The organism is Enterobacter sp. HMSC16D10 (assembly GCF_001807145.1).
GTDB lineage: Bacteria > Pseudomonadota > Gammaproteobacteria > Enterobacterales > Enterobacteriaceae > Enterobacter > Enterobacter roggenkampii.
Genome location: NZ_KV787884.1, coordinates 100,615 through 117,649, shown reverse-complemented (window position 1 = coordinate 117,649; position 17,035 = coordinate 100,615). Strand labels below are relative to the sequence as shown.

Annotated in this window: 13 protein-coding genes; 3 read left to right on the top strand and 10 right to left on the bottom strand. The window is 56.9% G+C overall.

Annotated elements, in window-relative coordinates:
• Positions 1-4 precede the first annotated feature (4 nt).
• The 8 genes from iolC to HMPREF3143_RS14245 all read right to left on the bottom strand — a co-directional run bounded on the left by iolC (position 5) and on the right by HMPREF3143_RS14245 (position 11,400).
• The gene (gene iolC, locus HMPREF3143_RS14280; protein ID WP_070533461.1) at positions 5-1,909 is read right to left on the bottom strand and encodes a bifunctional 5-dehydro-2-deoxygluconokinase/5-dehydro-2-deoxyphosphogluconate aldolase; all 1,905 of its coding nucleotides are present in this window, start codon (positions 1,907-1,909) and stop codon (positions 5-7) included.
• Between the two features lie 12 nt (positions 1,910-1,921).
• The gene (locus HMPREF3143_RS14275) at positions 1,922-3,055 is read right to left on the bottom strand and encodes a Gfo/Idh/MocA family protein (protein ID WP_070533459.1); all 1,134 of its coding nucleotides are present in this window, start codon (positions 3,053-3,055) and stop codon (positions 1,922-1,924) included.
• 8 nt (positions 3,056-3,063) lie between these two features.
• Complete coding sequence (locus tag HMPREF3143_RS14270) at positions 3,064-4,092, bottom strand: ABC transporter permease (protein WP_070533456.1); 1,029 nt, start codon at positions 4,090-4,092, stop codon at positions 3,064-3,066.
• Between the two features lie 11 nt (positions 4,093-4,103).
• Entirely contained in the window at positions 4,104-5,651 is a 1,548-nt protein-coding gene (locus HMPREF3143_RS14265) for a sugar ABC transporter ATP-binding protein (RefSeq protein WP_025912800.1), read from the bottom strand.
• Between the two features lie 54 nt (positions 5,652-5,705).
• Positions 5,706-6,635: a sugar ABC transporter substrate-binding protein gene (locus HMPREF3143_RS14260; protein ID WP_008502118.1), complete on the bottom strand. Its 930-nt coding sequence runs from the start codon at positions 6,633-6,635 to the stop codon at positions 5,706-5,708.
• A 31-nt stretch (positions 6,636-6,666) separates the two neighbouring features.
• Positions 6,667-7,653: an inositol 2-dehydrogenase gene (gene iolG / locus HMPREF3143_RS14255; protein WP_023294280.1), complete on the bottom strand. Its 987-nt coding sequence runs from the start codon at positions 7,651-7,653 to the stop codon at positions 6,667-6,669.
• Positions 7,654-7,957: 304 nt separating this feature from the next.
• A complete protein-coding gene (gene iolD, locus HMPREF3143_RS14250; RefSeq protein WP_070533454.1) occupies positions 7,958-9,883 on the bottom strand; it encodes a 3D-(3,5/4)-trihydroxycyclohexane-1,2-dione acylhydrolase (decyclizing) in 1,926 nt (641 codons plus the stop codon).
• A gap of 11 nt (positions 9,884-9,894) precedes the next feature.
• A complete protein-coding gene (locus HMPREF3143_RS14245) occupies positions 9,895-11,400 on the bottom strand; it encodes a CoA-acylating methylmalonate-semialdehyde dehydrogenase (protein ID WP_070533452.1) in 1,506 nt (501 codons plus the stop codon).
• A 291-nt stretch (positions 11,401-11,691) separates the two neighbouring features.
• Here HMPREF3143_RS14245 and HMPREF3143_RS14240 point away from each other — a divergent pair, with 291 nt between their 5' ends.
• From HMPREF3143_RS14240 to HMPREF3143_RS14235, 3 genes are all read left to right on the top strand, one after another.
• Positions 11,692-12,525 (top strand): MurR/RpiR family transcriptional regulator, encoded by an 834-nt coding sequence (locus tag HMPREF3143_RS14240; protein WP_013098260.1) that lies wholly within the window; start codon positions 11,692-11,694, stop codon positions 12,523-12,525.
• A gap of 433 nt (positions 12,526-12,958) precedes the next feature.
• A complete protein-coding gene (locus HMPREF3143_RS24940) occupies positions 12,959-13,474 on the top strand; it encodes a DUF2778 domain-containing protein (protein ID WP_071882571.1) in 516 nt (171 codons plus the stop codon).
• A gap of 242 nt (positions 13,475-13,716) precedes the next feature.
• Positions 13,717-14,208 carry an Hcp family type VI secretion system effector gene (locus HMPREF3143_RS14235; protein ID WP_044597822.1) on the top strand — a complete coding sequence of 164 codons (492 nt, stop codon included), beginning with the start codon at positions 13,717-13,719 and terminating at the stop codon, positions 14,206-14,208.
• Positions 14,209-14,475: 267 nt separating this feature from the next.
• On the opposite strand, the gene HMPREF3143_RS14230 is transcribed toward HMPREF3143_RS14235, so the two are convergent.
• A complete protein-coding gene (locus tag HMPREF3143_RS14230; RefSeq protein WP_070533450.1) occupies positions 14,476-15,657 on the bottom strand; it encodes a macro domain-containing protein in 1,182 nt (393 codons plus the stop codon).
• Positions 15,657-17,000, bottom strand: a complete 1,344-nt coding sequence (locus HMPREF3143_RS14225; RefSeq protein ID WP_070533448.1) for a DarT ssDNA thymidine ADP-ribosyltransferase family protein — start codon at positions 16,998-17,000, stop codon at positions 15,657-15,659. Before HMPREF3143_RS14225 ends, HMPREF3143_RS14230 begins: the two co-directional genes overlap by 1 nt.
• Positions 17,001-17,035 lie beyond the last annotated feature (35 nt).

Here is a 17,035-nt window from a genome sequence, read left to right as displayed (position 1 = left end):
TCCATTATGCGTGTCCGCGCTCGCGCCACCAGGCGATAAGCTGCAGGTAGTTGTCCCGGATGCGCGCCACCAGCTGCGCATCGTCAATATCGTGCTTCAGCCACGCGCGGGAGGCATCGCCGAACAGCGTGCGCCCTACGGCGAAGCCTTTTACTACCGTCTGCCCCGCTGCGGCCCTGAAGTCGGCACGCAGCTGTTCTGCCGGGGCGTCCAGGCCGAGGATCACCACCCCGCGGCAGTGCGGGTCCCGGCGTTCGATAATCTCGCTCAGCGCCGTCCAGCCCTCGGCGGAAAGCGGCGGCAGCTTCCACCAGTCGGGATAAATGCCAAGGTTGTAGAAGCGGGAGATGGCGCGCAGGTAGAGCTCGTCGCTGCGCGGCATGGTCGCAGGCAGGATCACCTCCAGCAGCAGCTCGTGCCCGGACCGGCAGCAGGCGTGGTACACCTCGGCGATTTTCTGCTCCTGCTCCAGGCGCAGGCCGTGGGCGTCTTCCGGATGGAAAAAGACCAGGCACTTCACCACGTGCTCCTGCGGCCAGCTGATAAGCTGGGTGCCGATGTTGCCGTGCTCCATCTCCAGCGGCCGGGAGCCCGGCAGCTCAATGGGGCGACCAATCCACCACCCCTCGCCGGTGATGGCGTTCAGCGCGTCCTGTCCAAAGGTGCCGTCGCACAGCAGGCCCGCTTTGCCCTCCAGCCCGGCCCGGCTCGCCGCCTCGCGGCTGGCCTGCAGGATCAGCTGCTTGAGCGCCGGAATACGTTTGAGCGACGCGCCGCACTGCAGCGCCATATCCTCAAGCTGGCTGCGGTGGTCGAACGCCATTACGCACAGCTCCGGCCATTCGCGGCGACGGGTGGTCACCCGGTGCAGATGGTTCAGACGCGGGTCGAGATCCGGGCGCGGCACATCCGCAGCGCGAGAGAGATAGTCATCCAGCTCGATTTTGCTCGGCATCGCCGGGGCGCAGCCGTGGCGCGAGACCACCAGCGCGCCGCAGGCGTTGGCATAGCGACACGCCTGCTCCCAGCCCTCGTCGTTCAGGTAGCCGCGCAGCAGGCCGGACATAAACGCATCCCCCGCGCCGAGGACGTTCAGCACCTCCACGCGCACGCCGGTCACCGTCAGGCCGTCGTCCAGCCGGGGCGGAATGGCGTCGGTATAAACCGAGCAGCCGAGGGCGCCGCGCTTGCAGACCAGCGTGGCCTGACTCACCGCACGCACCTGCCCCAGCGCCTGCAGGGTCTCCGTGCTGCCGCCCGCGATATGGAACTCCTCCTCGGTGCCGACAATGACGTCGAAGAGGTGCAGCACCTCCTGCAGCTCGCGGGTAACCTTATCCGCGGCGATAAAGCGCGTTTCGCCGTCGCCTAAGGAGGTCAGCCCCCACAGCACCGGACGGTAGTCGATGTCCAGCACCGTGCGCACGCCGTGACGGCGGGCATAGCCCAGCGCCGTCAGCACCGCATCGCGGGTCTGAAGATGAGAAAGGTGAGTCCCGGTGATGGCAAGACACCGTGCGGAGGCAATGTAGCTTTCGTCCACATCGCTGGCCGTAATGGCCATATCCGCGCAGTTATCGCGATAAAAAATCAGAGGAAAGGTGTCCCGGTCTTTAATGCCGAGTAGCACCAGCGCCGTGAGGCGGTCTTTATCGGTAATCAGATGGCTGGTATCGCAGCCCACCTGATTTAGCTCTTCGCGCAGGAAGCGGCCCATATGTTCATCGCCCACGCGCGCCAGCATTGACGAGCGCAGCCCCTGGCGCGCGGTGCCGTACGCCACGTTGCCGGACGAGCCGCCGAGGTATTTGGCGAAGCTCGACACATCCTCCAGACGGGCACCAATCTGCTGACTGTAGAGGTCTACCGCCACGCGGCCCATGCATATCACATCAAACTGCTTTTCCACGTTGATACCTCATCAGACAATGTCGTTCACGTTCAGCCAGCGGCCTTCCCGGTGCGAGAGCGCGATCGCGTCCAGCACGCGCGACACCTTCCAGCCCTCTTCGAAGTCCGGCCACATCGGCGCGTCGGCGGCAATCCCGTCCACCAGGTCGCGCACCTCCACCGTTTTTTGATCGTTAAAACCAATCCCATGGCCTGCGCCCATGCAGAACGCGGCGTAGTCCGGGTGTGCCGGGCCGACGAGCAGGGTGCGAAACCCCTGACGGTTTACCGGATCGTCATGCAGATAGAGCTTCAGCTCCGCCATGCGCTCCTGGGTGAAGCTGATGGCGCCTTTGGTCCCGGTGATGACGTACGACAGCCCCATCTTGCGGCCGCAGGCGACGCGGGAGGTTTCAATCACGCCCTGCGCACCGCCCGCAAAACGCACCATCGCGTGGGCCTGGTCCTCGTTTTCGACGGCAATCATCTCTGACGATCCGGCCTTGGCCGGGCGTTCAGGGACCACGATCTTCAGGTCGCCGCAGACCTGCTCGATATCCCCCACCAGGTACTGGGCCATGTTGACGATATGCGCCGCGAGGTCGCCCAGCGCCCCCAGCCCGGCGGTCTCTTTGAAGCAGTGCCAGTGAATGGGCGACAGCGGGTCGGCCATATAGTCTTCGTTGTGGGTGCCGTAGAAGTGGATCACCTCGCCAATCTCGCCGCGGGCAATAATCTCCTTCGCCAGCTGCGCCGTCGGGTTCTTCATGTAGTTGAACCCCACCAGCGTTTTCACCCCGGCCCGCTTCGCGGCGTCGACCATCTCGCGCGCGTCATGGGCGTTCAGCGCCAGCGGCTTCTCCGAGTAGACGTGCTTGCCGTGGCGGATCGCCTCCAGCGCCATCTCTTTATGCAGGTGGTTGGGTGAGCAAATATCCACCACGTCAATCGCCGGGTCGGCCACCAGCGCCCGCCAGTCGCCGGTGGAGCGGTTGAAGCCAAACGCCTGCGCGCGCGCTGCCGCCAGCTCCGGCGTGACTTCCGCTACCATCTCGCGCACCAGCCTGCCCCGCAGGTTGAACACCGTCGGAGCCTGGGCATAGGCGATAGCGTGTGCCTTGCCGATATACCCGGTGCCAATCAATCCAATACGAACCTCTTTCATCGTGATCCTCACAGTGCGCCGCGACGGCTCTTGGCGTAGGTGTCGAACGCCACCGCCAGAACGATAATTAACCCGGTGATAATCTGCTGGTAGTAGGCCGAGACGTTCATCAGCACCAGGCCGTTAATCAGAATCCCCATGATGATGGAGCCGATAATGGTGCCGCCGATGCGCCCGTAGCCGCCCATCAGCGAGGTGCCGCCAATCACCACCGAGGCGATGACGCGCAGCTCAAAGGAGATCCCGGCCACCGCCTCGGCGCTCCCCAGACGCGCGCTCAGAATGAAGCCCGCCAGCCCCGCCAGGCAGCCAATCAGCACGTAGACGCTGACCAGCACGCGCTTGACGTTGACCCCCGCCAGGCGCGCCGCCTCCGGGTTGCCGCCGATGGCGTAAACGAAGCGCCCCCAGCGGGTTTTATGCAGCGCCAGATAGCCGCCGAGGGCGACGATGGCGAAGATCCAGATCGGAATGGAGATGCCGAGCAGCTCCCCGCGCCCCCACCAGCGGTAGCCCTGATCGAAACCGGCGATCGGCGCGCCGTCGTTGATCACCAGCGTCAGGCCGCGCCAGATGGTCATCCCGCCGAGGGTGACGATGAACGGCGGCAGGCGCAGGCGGGTCACGCCCAGACCGTGCAGGAAGCCAATCGCCGTGCCCATCGCCAGACAAATCCCCAGCCCAATCAGCCAGCTCATGCCGCCCCAGGCGTTCGGGTCGACGGTGGTGAAGTTGTCGCCCTTAATCACGTACGCCGCGCTCATGGCGCACACCGCCAGAATGGAGCCCACGGAGAGGTCAATCCCGGCGGTCAGGATGACGAAGGTCATCCCCACGGCCATGATCCCGTAGATGGAGACTTCGGTCAGGATGTTGAAAATATTGCGTTCAGAGAAAAAGTTGCTGTTCTGCGACTGGAAGAAGATCAGCAGCAGGATCATGAAAATCAGCACCCCGAAGCGCTCGAAGAAGGCGATGGGATCGATGCGTCCGGCGCGTTTGACCGGGGCCTGCGTTTTAGAAATCATCTGCGTCATGAGAAACTCCGTTATGCCGCGTTCAGGGCATTGTGGTTGATGGCCATCATCGTCATCAGCCGTTCTTCGTTAGCGTCGTCACCGTGGATCTCGCCGGTCACTCGCCCTTCGCTCAGGGTAATGATCCGGTCTGACACCGCCATCACTTCAGGCAGATCGGAGGAGATCACGATCACCGCCACGCCCTTTTTTGCCATGTCAAACAGCACCTGGTGCACTTCCGATTTGGTCCCCACGTCGATGCCGCGCGTCGGCTCGTCGACGATCAGCACCCGCGGGTTGAGCGCCATGCAGCGCGCGAGGATCACTTTTTGCTGGTTACCGCCGGAGAGCTTGCGAACCTCCTGCGCGCTGTTGACCATTTTGATCTGCAGCGCCTTGCGGTAGGACTCGATCAGGTCGTCCTCTTTGCGGGTATTCACGAACCAGCGCCACTGCAGCAGCGAGGAGAGGCAGGAGAGCGACAGGTTGTCGCGAATGGACAGCCCCAGCACCGCCCCCTCTTTTTTGCGGTCTTCCGGCACCAGCGCCACGCCCTGGTCGAGGGCATACAGCGGGTCGCGCGGCTGGTAGGGCACGCCGTCCAGCTCAAAGCTGCCCGAGGTAAACGCGTCTGCGCCAAACAGGCAGCGGGCCACCTCGGTGCGCCCGGCGCCCACCAGTCCGGCAATGCCTAAGACCTCCCCGGCGTGGACGTGGAAGCTGATGTCGTGCAGGGCGATGCCGTGCGGATCCAGCGGCGGCTTTTCGCGGCTCAGCCCCTTCACCGCCAGGCGGACGGGTTTGTCCTCATGATGCGTTTCGCTGGCGGGACGGCGGTTAAAGGCCACGTCGCGCCCGACCATCAGGCGGATCAGCTGTTCGACGTTGGTCTCCGCCACCGCGCCGGTGCCGGTGAAACGGCCGTCCTGGAAAACGGTGAAGCGGTCGCAGAGCTGGAAAACCTCGTGCAGGCGGTGGGTGACATAGATAATGCTCACGCCGCGGTTTTTAAGCTCGCGCACCACGCGGTGCAGGCTTTCCACCTCGCTGTCGCTCAGCGCGGCGGACGGTTCGTCCATAATGATTAGCCGGGCGTTGAGGGTCAGCGCCCGGGCGATCTCCACCATCTGCTGCTGGGCCACGCTCAGACGGGCGACCGGCGTGGTAGGCGCAACGTTCAGCTGCAGATAGTCGAGAATGACCTGCGCCTCCTGGTTTACCGCCTTTTCGTCGACGATCAGGTTACGTTTACGCGGCTCGCGTCCGAGAAACATGTTTTCCGCGACGGTCATGTTGGGCAGCAGGTTGAATTCCTGATAGATGGTGATAATGCCCTTGTTCTGGCGCTCCACCGGGGAGTCGTCCACCGGCAGCGTTTCGCCGTTGAACCAGATATCCCCGCGGGTTTGCGGCTGCGCCCCCGCGAGCGCCTTCAGCAGCGTGGATTTACCCGCCCCGTTTTCCCCCAGCAGGGCGTGGATCTCGCCCGCGCCGACGGTCAGCTGGGCGCTGCTTAACGCCCAGACGCCGGAAAAGCTTTTTGCCAGGTCGGTCACTTTCAGTAAGGGTTGCGACATCGGTCTGCTCCTCCTTTAGAGTGAGCCGCCGCGCCAGCGACGGCTGCGGATAAATCAGTTACCGGCCTCACCGATACGCTCAGCCTGCTGCAGGTTCTCTTTGGTGATCAGCGTCGGCGGGTAGTCGGCCCCGGTGATGGCTTTTTTCTCGCGCACGTTGGCCACCAGCTGGCTCATCGCCGTCTGCACCGCAAAGCCCGGACGCTGGTCCGCCGTCACCGCCAGCCAGCCGTCGCGCACGCGGGCCAGCGCTTCCGGTACCGCGTCAAAGCCGGTGACCAGAATTTCGCCCGGCTTCACGCCCTGGCTCTGCAGGGCTTCGATCGCCCCCAGCGCCATGTCGTCGTTGGCGGAGAGGATCACCTGAGGACGTTTCGGCAGCGAGGGCAGCACGCTTTCCACGATGCGCATCCCTTCAGAACGCATCCAGTTGCCGGTCTGATCGGCGACGATCTTGTACTTATCGCCACCCGCCTTCAGGCTGTCGCGGATCCCTTTGGTGCGTTCGATGTTGGAGGAGGAGCCCGGCTGGCCGGTCAGCAGAATGATTTCCGCCCCGTCGGGAAATTTGGTTTTCACAAAATCGCCAATCGCCTGACCGCCCTTGTAGTTGTTGGCGCCAAAGTGCGGCACCTTCTTCTGGCTGTCGACGGAGCGGTCAAGGGTGACCACCGGCAGCTTCGCATCCTGAATTTCATCCACCGCGCTGGAGACCGCGTTCACGTCGTTCGGGGAGACGATAAAGCCCTGCGCGCCGCGGGTGATGGCGTTTTCCAGGTCAGCCACCTGCTTCGGTGAACTGCCCTGCCCGTCCAGCACCTGAAGCTTCACGCCCATCTCTTTTGCGGCTTTTACCGCCGTGCGCTGCATGTGAACTTCAAACGGCATGGCCAGGTTTGGCGTACTGAACACAATTTGCTCGTTTTCGGCGAGGGCGGCCCCGGACGTCATGGCGATGAGGGCGGCTACGATCAGTTTTTTCATTATTATGTCTCTCTGTGTAGGGTGGTTGTGTTTAGAGGACGATCTCGCGCTGGCTGCGCAGCGATTCCAGCGCTTTATCCGCGAGGTACAGCGCACGTTCACCATCATCGCCGCTGCAGTCAGGCACCGCTTCGCCGCGCAGGACCGCAACAAAGTGTTCCCATTCCGCGGCGTAAGCGGATTTGTAGCGCTGCAGGAAGAAGTGTTCCGGCAGCGCGCTGGTGCAGCCCTGTTTGCCGTAGTGCTGCACCTGGTTTTCAAGAATGTTGCCCGCGCAAAGCAGCCCTTCGGAGCCGTGCAGTTCCAGGCGCTGGTCGTAGCCGTAAGATGAACGGCGGCTGTTAACGATGGTCGCCATCGCGCCGGAGGCATATTTCAGAACGATAAACGCGGTATCGATGTCGCCTGCCTCGCCAATCGCCGGATCGACCAGGTTGCTGCCCTGGGCATACACCGACACCGGCTCTTCGCCCATGATGAAGCGGGCCATGTCAAAATCGTGAATGGTCATATCGCGGAACATGCCGCCGGAGACGCGCACGTACTCCGCGGGCGGCGGAGACGGATCGCGGGAGATGATGAGCAGCGATTCCGGCTTGCCGATTCGCCCGGCCTGCGCGTCGGTTTTCACGCGGCGGAACTGCGGGTCAAAGCGGCGGTTAAAGCCGATAAACAGCGGCACGTCGTACTCTTTGACCACCTTCAGGCAGTCGCGCACGCGGGCGAGGTCGAGGTGTACCGGCTTTTCACAGAAGATGGCCTTGCCGTGGCGGGCGGCCATTTCAATCAGGTCCGCGTGGGTATCGGTGGCAGAGGCGATCAGCACGGCGTGAACGTTAGGGTCGGTCATCGCTTCATCCAGGCTCTGCTGGCGGGCCTGATACTGCGTGGCGAGGCGGGTGGCAAATTCCTGATTCGGGTCAACCACGGACCAGAGCGTGGTCGCGCCGTGGCTGGCGATGTTAGCTGCATGTACCTGGCCAATTCGGCCAGCGCCCAGTAAAGCAATGTTAAACATAACGGCTCCCGGTGTTGGTGAATGCTGTGAACTAACGACTCTATAAATAAAACATTTATTTCATTTTTATAAATAGTGAAAATTATGTTTTTGAGTGCGGGTTAACACTTTTGAGATGAATGAGATAAATTTTGTTATCAATCTCACAACACAGATGAACGTGCGGCAACTCCCCTCACCCCGGCCCTCTCCCTCAGGGAGAGGGAGTAAAAAACCACACCGAGCCGTCCCCTCTCCCTGAGGGAGAGGGTTAGGATGAGGGGAAAACAAAAATGAAATGAAAATTTCGTTACTTCGGGAAAACTCAATACTGACGGGCTTTTTTCACCTGCGACTGCGTTTGCTCCGCGGCCTCACGCACGGCAGACGACTCTGCCACCTGCGCATCACCGGTTCGCCACCATGAGGCGTAGTCGTGGGTCATGGTCTTCGGCAGCACCTTGATGTCCAGCAGCGTCGGGCCAGGATGGGCGCGGGCCGCCTCCAGCGCCGCCAGCAGGCTTTGCTCATCGTTCACCCGCCACGCGCGGCAGCCGTAGCTCTCCGCATTTTGCGCAAAATCGACCTTCACCAGCGGACCGTCAAGCCGTCCGGTTTCCGGGTTGCGATGGCGGTTTTCCGTGCCAAAGCTGCCCATGCCGTGCCCCATCTGCAGGTTGTTAATGCAGCCGAAGCTGGCGTTATCAAACAGCAGAACGGTGACCTTAATGCCCTCCTGAACGGCGGTTTGCAGCTCGGAGTGCAGCATCATGTAGGAGCCATCCCCCACCATGGCGTATACCGGCTGCTGGGGCCGGGCAAGCTTCGCGCCGAGGGCCGCCGCAATCTCATAGCCCATGCAGGAGTAGCCGTACTCCAGGTGATAGCTGTCCGGCGTTTTGACCTGCCAGAGGCGCTGCAAATCGCCCGGCAGCGAACCGGCCGCCCCCACCACGATGGCGTTATCTTCAATATGCTGGTTGATCAGCCCCAGCACCCGCGTCTGGGTCAGGCGGGTGTTGAGCGTCTCGCCGTACTCCGCCAGCTGCGCGTCCAGGTGCCCCGCCACTTCGGGCGCGTCGTCCGGACGCCACTGGCGATCCCACAGGCGACGGCACTCGTCGCGCCAGGCGGATTTCGCCTCAGCGATCGCCTCTCCCCAGCCGCTGCGGTAATCACCAAGCGCGTGGGTCAATGCCTCGAGCCCGGTTTGAGCGTCGGCAATCAGCGCCGTGGCGTCCAGCTTCAGGGCGTCAAACTCGGCCACGTTCAGCAGCAGGAATTCCACGTCCGGATGGGAAAAGAGCGCCTTGGAGCCGGTGGTAAAGTCGGTCAGGCGCGTGCCGATGCCGATCACCAGGTCGGCCTGCGGGGCGAGCTGGTTGGCCGCCATCCCGCCCGTCACCCCTACGCCACCGAGGTTAAGTGGGTGGTCACTTACCAGCGCCCCCTTTCCGGCCTGGGTTTCGGCAAACGGCAGCTGCAGCGTCTCGACAAAGTCGCGAAACGCCTCATGTGCGCCGGAATAGCGCACCCCGCCGCCGCACACCACCAGCGGGCGACGCTTGCGGGCAATCAGCGCCCGCGCCTGCGCCAGACGCTGCGGATCGGGGGGACGACGCTCGATGTGGTGCACGCGACGCGCGAAGAAGCTCAGCGGGTAATCCCACGCTTCCCCCTGCACGTCCTGCGGGAGGCAAATCGTCACCGCACCGGTATCTGCCGGGTCAGTAAGCGTTCGCATCGCGCTGAGCATCGCGCTCATGAGTTGCTCCGGGCGGTTAATGCGGTCCCAGTAGCGGGAGACCGGACGGAAGCAGTCGTTGGTGCTGATGCTCAGATCGTGATACTGCTCGATCTGCTGCAGCACAGGGTCCGGCTGGCGGCTGGCGTAGATATCGCCCGGCAGCAGCAGCAGCGGGATGCGGTTCGCCGTGGCGGTTGCCGCGGCCGTGACCATATTGGCGGCGCCCGGCCCGACGGAGGAGGTGACGGCAAAGATGCGCTGACGGCGGTGCTGTTTGGCAAATCCCGTCGCCATATGGGCGATGCCCTGCTCGTTGCAGCCCTGCATCACCTGCAGATGACCGGGATCCTGCTCCAGCGCCTGGCCGATACCCAGCACGTTGCCGTGCCCAAAGATGGTGGCGACGCCCTCCACGAAGGGCGTCTCGTGGCCATCCACGCTAATGTACTGTTGATTCAGGAACCGGACCAGCGCCTGGGCCATGGTCATACGTTCGGTTTGCATAACGCCTCCTGTCAGCCCAGCGTCGGCATGGAGAACGCAGCGCCTGTCTCCTGCTGCATTTCCGGCCAGCGCGCGGTGATGGTTTTCATTCGGGTGTAGAAGCGCACGCCGTCGTTGCCGTGGACGTTGAGCGCGCCGAAGATGGAACGCTTCCAGCCGCCGAAGCTGTGGAACGCCATCGGCACCGGGATCGGCACGTTGACCCCCACCATGCCCGCCTGCACCTCTTCGCAGAAGCGGCGCGCGCAGCCGCCGTCGCGGGTGAAGATTGCCGAGCCATTACCATATTCATGGCGGTTAATCAGGTCCACCGCGCTGGCGTAATCTGCTACGCGCACCACAGAAAGCACCGGACCAAAAATCTCTTCTTTATAGATGGTCATCTCCGGGGTGACGTTATCGAACAGCGTCGGCCCGACGAAGTAGCCCTGCTCGTGGCCCTTCACGCTGAAGCCGCGACCGTCCACGCGAAGCGTCGCCCCCTGTGCTTCTCCGCTGTCGATGTAGCCCAGCACCTTGCTGCGGTGCAAGGAGGAGATGAGCGGCCCCATTTCGTTTTCCGGCGTCTGGTCGAGCCCCGGCCCGACGCGCAGCGCGGCAATCTGTTTTTCCAGCCGGGCGCAGAGGTCATCGGCGGTGTTATCCCCCACCGCCAGCACCACCGAGAGCGCCCTGCAGCGCTCGCCCGCCGCGCCGTAGGCCGCGCCCATGATGGCGTTGGTCGCCATCTCCATGTCGGCATCCGGCATTAAAATGCAGTGGTTTTTCGCACCGCCAAGCGCCTGGCAGCGCTTACCGTGGGCGGACGCGGTCTGGTAAATGTATTCGGCAATCGGCGTGGAGCCGACAAAGCTCACCGCCTGCACGCGCGGGTCGGTCAGGAGCACGTCAACGGACTCTTTATCGCCCTGCACCACGTTGAAGACGCCGTCCGGCAAGCCGGCCTCTTTCAGCAGCTGCGCCAGCGCGAGCGCGAGCGAAGGGTCTTTTTCCGACGGCTTCAGCACGAAGGTATTCCCGGTCGCCAGCGCAATCGGGAACATCCACATCGGCACCATCGCCGGGAAGTTAAACGGCGTGATCCCGGCGCAGACGCCGAGCGGCTGCATCAGCGAGTGGCTGTCAACGCCGGTCCCGACGTTCGCCGAGTGTTCGCCCTTTTGCAGATGCGGAATACCGCAGGCAAACTCCACCACTTCCAGGCCGCGGGTCAGCTCGCCCACCGCGTCGGAGAAGACCTTGCCGTGCTCTTCGCTGATGAGGCGGGCCAGGCGATCCATGTTCTCTTCCAGCAGCGCCTTGAAGCGGAACATCACGCGCGCGCGCTTAAGCGGAGCATGACGCGCCCACGCCGGAAACGCCTGCTGCGCGGCGGCAATCGCCTGCTCTGTTTCCTGTGCCGTACTCATCACCACCTGGCGGATCTGCTCGCCGGTGGCCGGGTTGAAGATCGCCTGAACGCGCTGGCCTGAACCGGTGACACATTCGCCGTGAATAAAATTCGCTACCGTCTCCATCCTTAACCTCTCGCTGTTGATACGTGACTTGACCTGAACACTGTGTACTGAACACTATATATGAAACAAATATTCCATTTTAAGTTGAAATAAAATAAATGATGATTATTGTGATCAAGGATGGATTTTTATGTTAACAGCCAGCACCACTGACGCCGCGTGCGCTATTAAGGGTTTTCGGGCGAGGAAATGACTGAATCTTCTGTTTCATTTTTGCTGCCAGATGGATGGCCGACATTTAAAAGACGCGGTTTTGCGTTTAGAATCATATGACTGTATTTGGGGGATAACATGACGACAGCAACCAGCCTGAACGAACTGCAGCAGCAAATCCGCGATCGCTACGATAGCCTGAGCAAGAGGCTGCAGCAGGTCTCCCGCTACGTGCTGGACAACACCAACAGCGTGGCCTTTGATACGGTTGCCGTTATTGCCGAGCGCGCCGACGTGCCGCCCTCGACGCTGATCCGCTTTGCCAACGCCTTTGACTTCACCGGCTTCAACGAAATGAAACAGCTGTTTCGCATGAACCTGGTTGAGGAGACCGCCAGCTACAGCGACCGCGCCCGGCTGTTCCGCGAGATGGAGAGCGAGGCCGTGCCGGAAACGCCGCTCGATATCCTGCAGGAGTTTGCCCGTTCAAACGCGCAGGCGCTGCAGCAGCTGGCCGCCCGAGCCGAGCCGGAGATGCTGGAGCGCGCGGTACAGCTGCTGGCCGACGCCGACACCATCTACATCGCCGGACTGCGTCGATCCTTTAGCGTCGCCGCGTACCTCACCTATGCTCTGAGCCATCTGGAGTGCCGCCCTATCCTGCTCGACGGCATGGGCGGGATGCTGCGCGAGCAAATCAGCCGCATTAAGGCACGCGACATCGTGGTGTCGATCAGCTTCTCGCCGTACGCGGAAGAGACGGTGATGGTCAGCGAAACCGCCGCCAGCGTTGGCGCGCGGCAGATTGTGATTACGGACAGCCAGATCAGCCCGCTGGCGACGTTCAGCGATCTCTGCTTTGTGGTGAAAGAGGCGCAGGTGGATGCGTTTCGGTCTCAGTCGGCGACGCTGTGCCTGGTGCAATCGCTGGTGGTGGCGCTGGCGTATAGATTGGGGGAAGGAGAAAAATAAGAATTCATTCGCCATAAAGTCTGCACCGATATTTACATGTGAAGGTTTAATGCCATATTAGCGACGCTAGTTCAATATGGCTTATCCATGACATATCGACATTTGATAATTCCCTGATATGTTTTCTTTAACGAGTGCTTCATTTTTCGGCGACTGTGGGTGATGGCGTTATATAAAGTGTACACGACCGTTTTTTGAGACGGTGGATGTCTTTCACATTTTAATCTGGCCGTTCGCACATTTCGAATAGTCTCTCCCGAAAGGATCCACTCTTCGGTGCAACCATTTATTTGATATAGATCTACTTTGTAAAACGTCACAACCACTTTCGGATCCAATAGATTTAAATAAGCATCTTTTGTATGGTTTACTTTTGATACCTGCACTATTTGCAGATAAGATTAATAAGTATCCATACAAGAAAGGATGACTCATGGCTTTACATGGAAAGTTTACAATAAATGATGCAGACTACTCGCCACTTGCATTTGATGGTATTGGTGTATTTATGGCATTTTCTGGTAACGGTGCATACAGGAACAAAGGAGCTTGTGGAATTATTCCAAACGTTGGACCGTTACCAAAAGGTAAATATTATATAGTAGACAGGCCTAAAGGGAGTATGGCTAACAGGTTTAGAGCCTGGGGAGTCGATACATATAAAAGCATTTTTAGTTATCATGTTGACCATTCTGAATGGTTTGCTTTGTTTCGCGATGATGGAAATGTAGATGATTCGACATTTTACGAAAGCGTAGCCAGAGGCGGATTCAGGCTACATCCTGGTCAGGTTTCAGAAGGGTGTATAACTTTACCAAGCCAATCAGATTACAATAGATTAAGAGACGCACTATTAAGAACAAAAAAAGAAAAGATCAAAGGCATTGATTTAGAATCCTATGGAACAATTGAGGTGATTATTGGTGGTTATCAGAAAACTTGCCATTAGAACGACTCTTTTCATCGGAATATTCGCTATCGTGTCATGGTTAGATGTTGGTTACTTAACTGAACACCCATTAATAAGTAACGAAACAGCTATTAGAATTTCCTATTTGTTAAGCAACAACCCAGCACCCGAAGATATTTACTACAGTTATGATTATGCATTAATTGCATTTAACGTACTTATCTCTCTCTTCTTAAACATTGTAACAATGAAGTTATTTAAATTAACAAGGAGTAAATAAAATGCCTATCCCTCCCTATCTGTGGCTTAAAGATGACGGCGGTGCATCAATCAAAGGTTCTGTAGATGTTCAGGATCGTGAAGGCTCTATCGAGGTAATCAGTATGGGTCATGGTGTTAATCTTCCCGTTGATACAGCCAATGGAAAGATAACCGGAACACGTCAACATTCAGCTTTTAATTTTGAAAAAGAAATTGATAGTTCCAGTCCCTATCTCTACAAAGCAGCAGCCACTGGACAAACATTAAAAAGTGCAGAAGTACGGTTTTATCATATCAATGATGCTGGCCAGGAGGTGTGCTATTACACCGTATTAATGGAAAATGTAAAAATAACGGGTGTTAATTGTGGTGTGCCCAACGTTAAACTATCAGGTAATGATAAGTTAAATCATATGGAATCCATCTCAATGCAATATGAAAAAATCACATGGCGTATTGTGGATGGAAATATCCAATTCTCTGATTCGTGGTACGAGAGGCCAACTGCATAAATTTCTGTCACATTCTGTGCCACATTGCCTTCCAGAAGCTATGCTCTTCGTTGCTAACCACTTCAAGAGTATCAAAAACAAAAAAGCCCGCAGTGACGCGGGCTTAGCTCTATTTTACTGCTTTTAAGTGCAGACTATTGCCAGACGCGAAATCATTCCCACTCAATTATTACAACCCATAAAAAACCAATAAAAATCAGCGATTTATTAATCACGCACCATAAAGTACCATGACCGATACCATGCTAGAATTTGGCTAAGCTGAGATCAAGCAGAGTTCGCCCCCCCCTCCTCAACCGCATCAGACTTGTGAATATTATCCGCGAAAATGCTTGTTAGGGGCATATCAAAGTCAAATCCTTTTGCCCGAATGTCTAATACCGCCTTTATATCCTCTGGTGAGCTGATTTCAGAAACGTAGTAATACGCATCTACAGATATCCGTTTGAGTTGACTCTTATATTTTTCCAACCAAGCAAGCTTGCTAGCGAAAAACACTACCTTCTCAGAAAGACACATCCTCGCAAAAACAGAAGGTATAAATTCTTTCTTATCGAAGGCAACTACTGGATTACCAATCGAGAGAAGATTAGGATTTTCTTTACGCTTTGATAATGATACTTTTTTTATGGACTCGTAGATTCCGGATGGTAGAACACACCCGCAAATTAAACCTTGGGTCGAAAGTTCAAGCGCGAGTTTTTTTTCAAAGGCTGTCCCTCCCAACAAAATACTGCACTTCTCGAGAACGCAAAATTCAATAAACTTCCGTATAGCATTTATCTCGCTTAAGTCAGGCTTGCTGCTGCACACAACTGAAAAATCGTATCTAAATTTATTTTGCTGTTTTGGATAGTAATATACATCCTTCTTGGTGTAGATGCGCAACTTTTCCGGGTATGCGTCCGACGCATATTTAACAACCCCAGCCCCAACCGAACCAAGCAGTTGCTCATAGTCTGGCTCCGAAGCTTTGACATTGCCCGCTTTCACTGAATCGAAAGGCTCAAAGACATATATATGCGCTGGAGAGTTTTTTAGCTTCTCAGCAATCATGGATCGGACCCTGTCCCAGTCCAAACCACCATGACCACAGCCTAGGGCCGGAAGAGTTACTACTTTTCCACTCTTATCTTCAAGATACTTAGAAAGCCATTCCAACCCATCATCAATATAATGATACTCAGATGGATTCTTCCAATGATTTTTTGTTGGAAAATTTATGATCTCGATGTCTTTCGAGATCATATCCTTTTGCAACCAAACGGAAGGCAGGCCGGGGCGAATAATGCCCGAACGACACTTTTCAGCATAGTCATCGAACATTTCAGGAAATCTTTTCTTAAATGCGAGCGCCACACCTGCACCCATCACACCAACACAGTTGACTGTATTGATCATAATATCCGCATCAAAATCGAAAAAATCTCCGGAAACAAACTCTATCATTAAATATTACCTTGCAATTTTTGAAGAGCCTCAACTCTGAGGGCATCGATTCCAGCAGAGACTTGCATCAACCAAATTTGATTTAACGCACCAATATCAGCCTTGCTCAAAGCCACCAACATAGTGATATCTTCAGGACAAGTAATTATATCGAACAACTGACTTTTGTCCCGACCTTTAGCAACGATCTCACCCAGTAGGTCATCATACGTCACCAGCATTATAATTTTTCGGACTATATCTGGTGGCAGAATAGGCAGATCCTCAGTCAAAATTCTTTTCAACATAGGCAGGGATTTTTTGGGATGTTCACCATCAGCCTTATTCATAAAGCTATTGGGCCAGCGTGTTTTGGGCCCTTTGCCTATATCGTGGAGATAAGCTGCAAGCTCCAAGACTTCACGATGGATTGGGTCCAACTGAATATATTCGGGTGAGTTCAACACCAGACCCGCAACACGTCGAGAATGAGCGCCAACATCTTCGCGATGTGGCCCGTAGTTCGCGCCGAGACCATCGATATCTCCTAGCTCTCTGATGGCCCCGAAGTTAGCGCGAATAGCACGCAATGCGTCACTTAAGGTCTGGAATCTCGGCATCACCTGACGCTGAAATGAGACCACATGAGAAACAGCCTCATCTACAAAACGCTTGAGGAAAAAAGGCCCTGTAACCAAAGAAGCATTCCAATTACCAGGCTCTAGATAATAATGCTCCCCTCCCGCCTCAACAATGTTCGGCGGAACAACCCCTTTGTTCTGAAAAATTTGTCTAACACAGTCAGATACGCTGCGATTAAATGTAACTATCTGATTAATTTCAGACAATGGGACATGATCTGGTAACAAAAGCTCTGCCATTTTGCGGTGCTTCTGAGCATCGTCGTCATATCCCCACCGACCGTTATCGATAGTTTGCCAATCTAGTTGGTCGAGCTGATCAGACTGATGATTTCCAGAAAAGAAAGCTGGGGGAACGTCCGTATTTGCAGACGCGTTTGTGTAATAGGCCCCAGCTCTTGTTTCCATGAGCAAAACCGACACGGAAAGGTAAATGATGAACTGCTGATCTACGTTCTTCTTATAGAGCACCGCCTGCTGCATAGGCGTTTTCTTTGCGAAATAGAATGGTACATAATCATGAACACACCGCCCGTTGGCTCCAGGCACCTGCATAAGCGCCCGACGCCTCTGTATTCCTTCCTCAGCGACGTTAACGTGCAGAATGCCGCGAGCAATTTTCTGATTGGTCGAAAAAATACCGTGATCAATTATTGATTCGAGATTTTGTATCGATGTGAAATGATATGCATTGCGAGCCCTATGGTGTACAGGAACTGCCATGTTTCCCCCCTTGATTAAACTATTGATAGAACAAT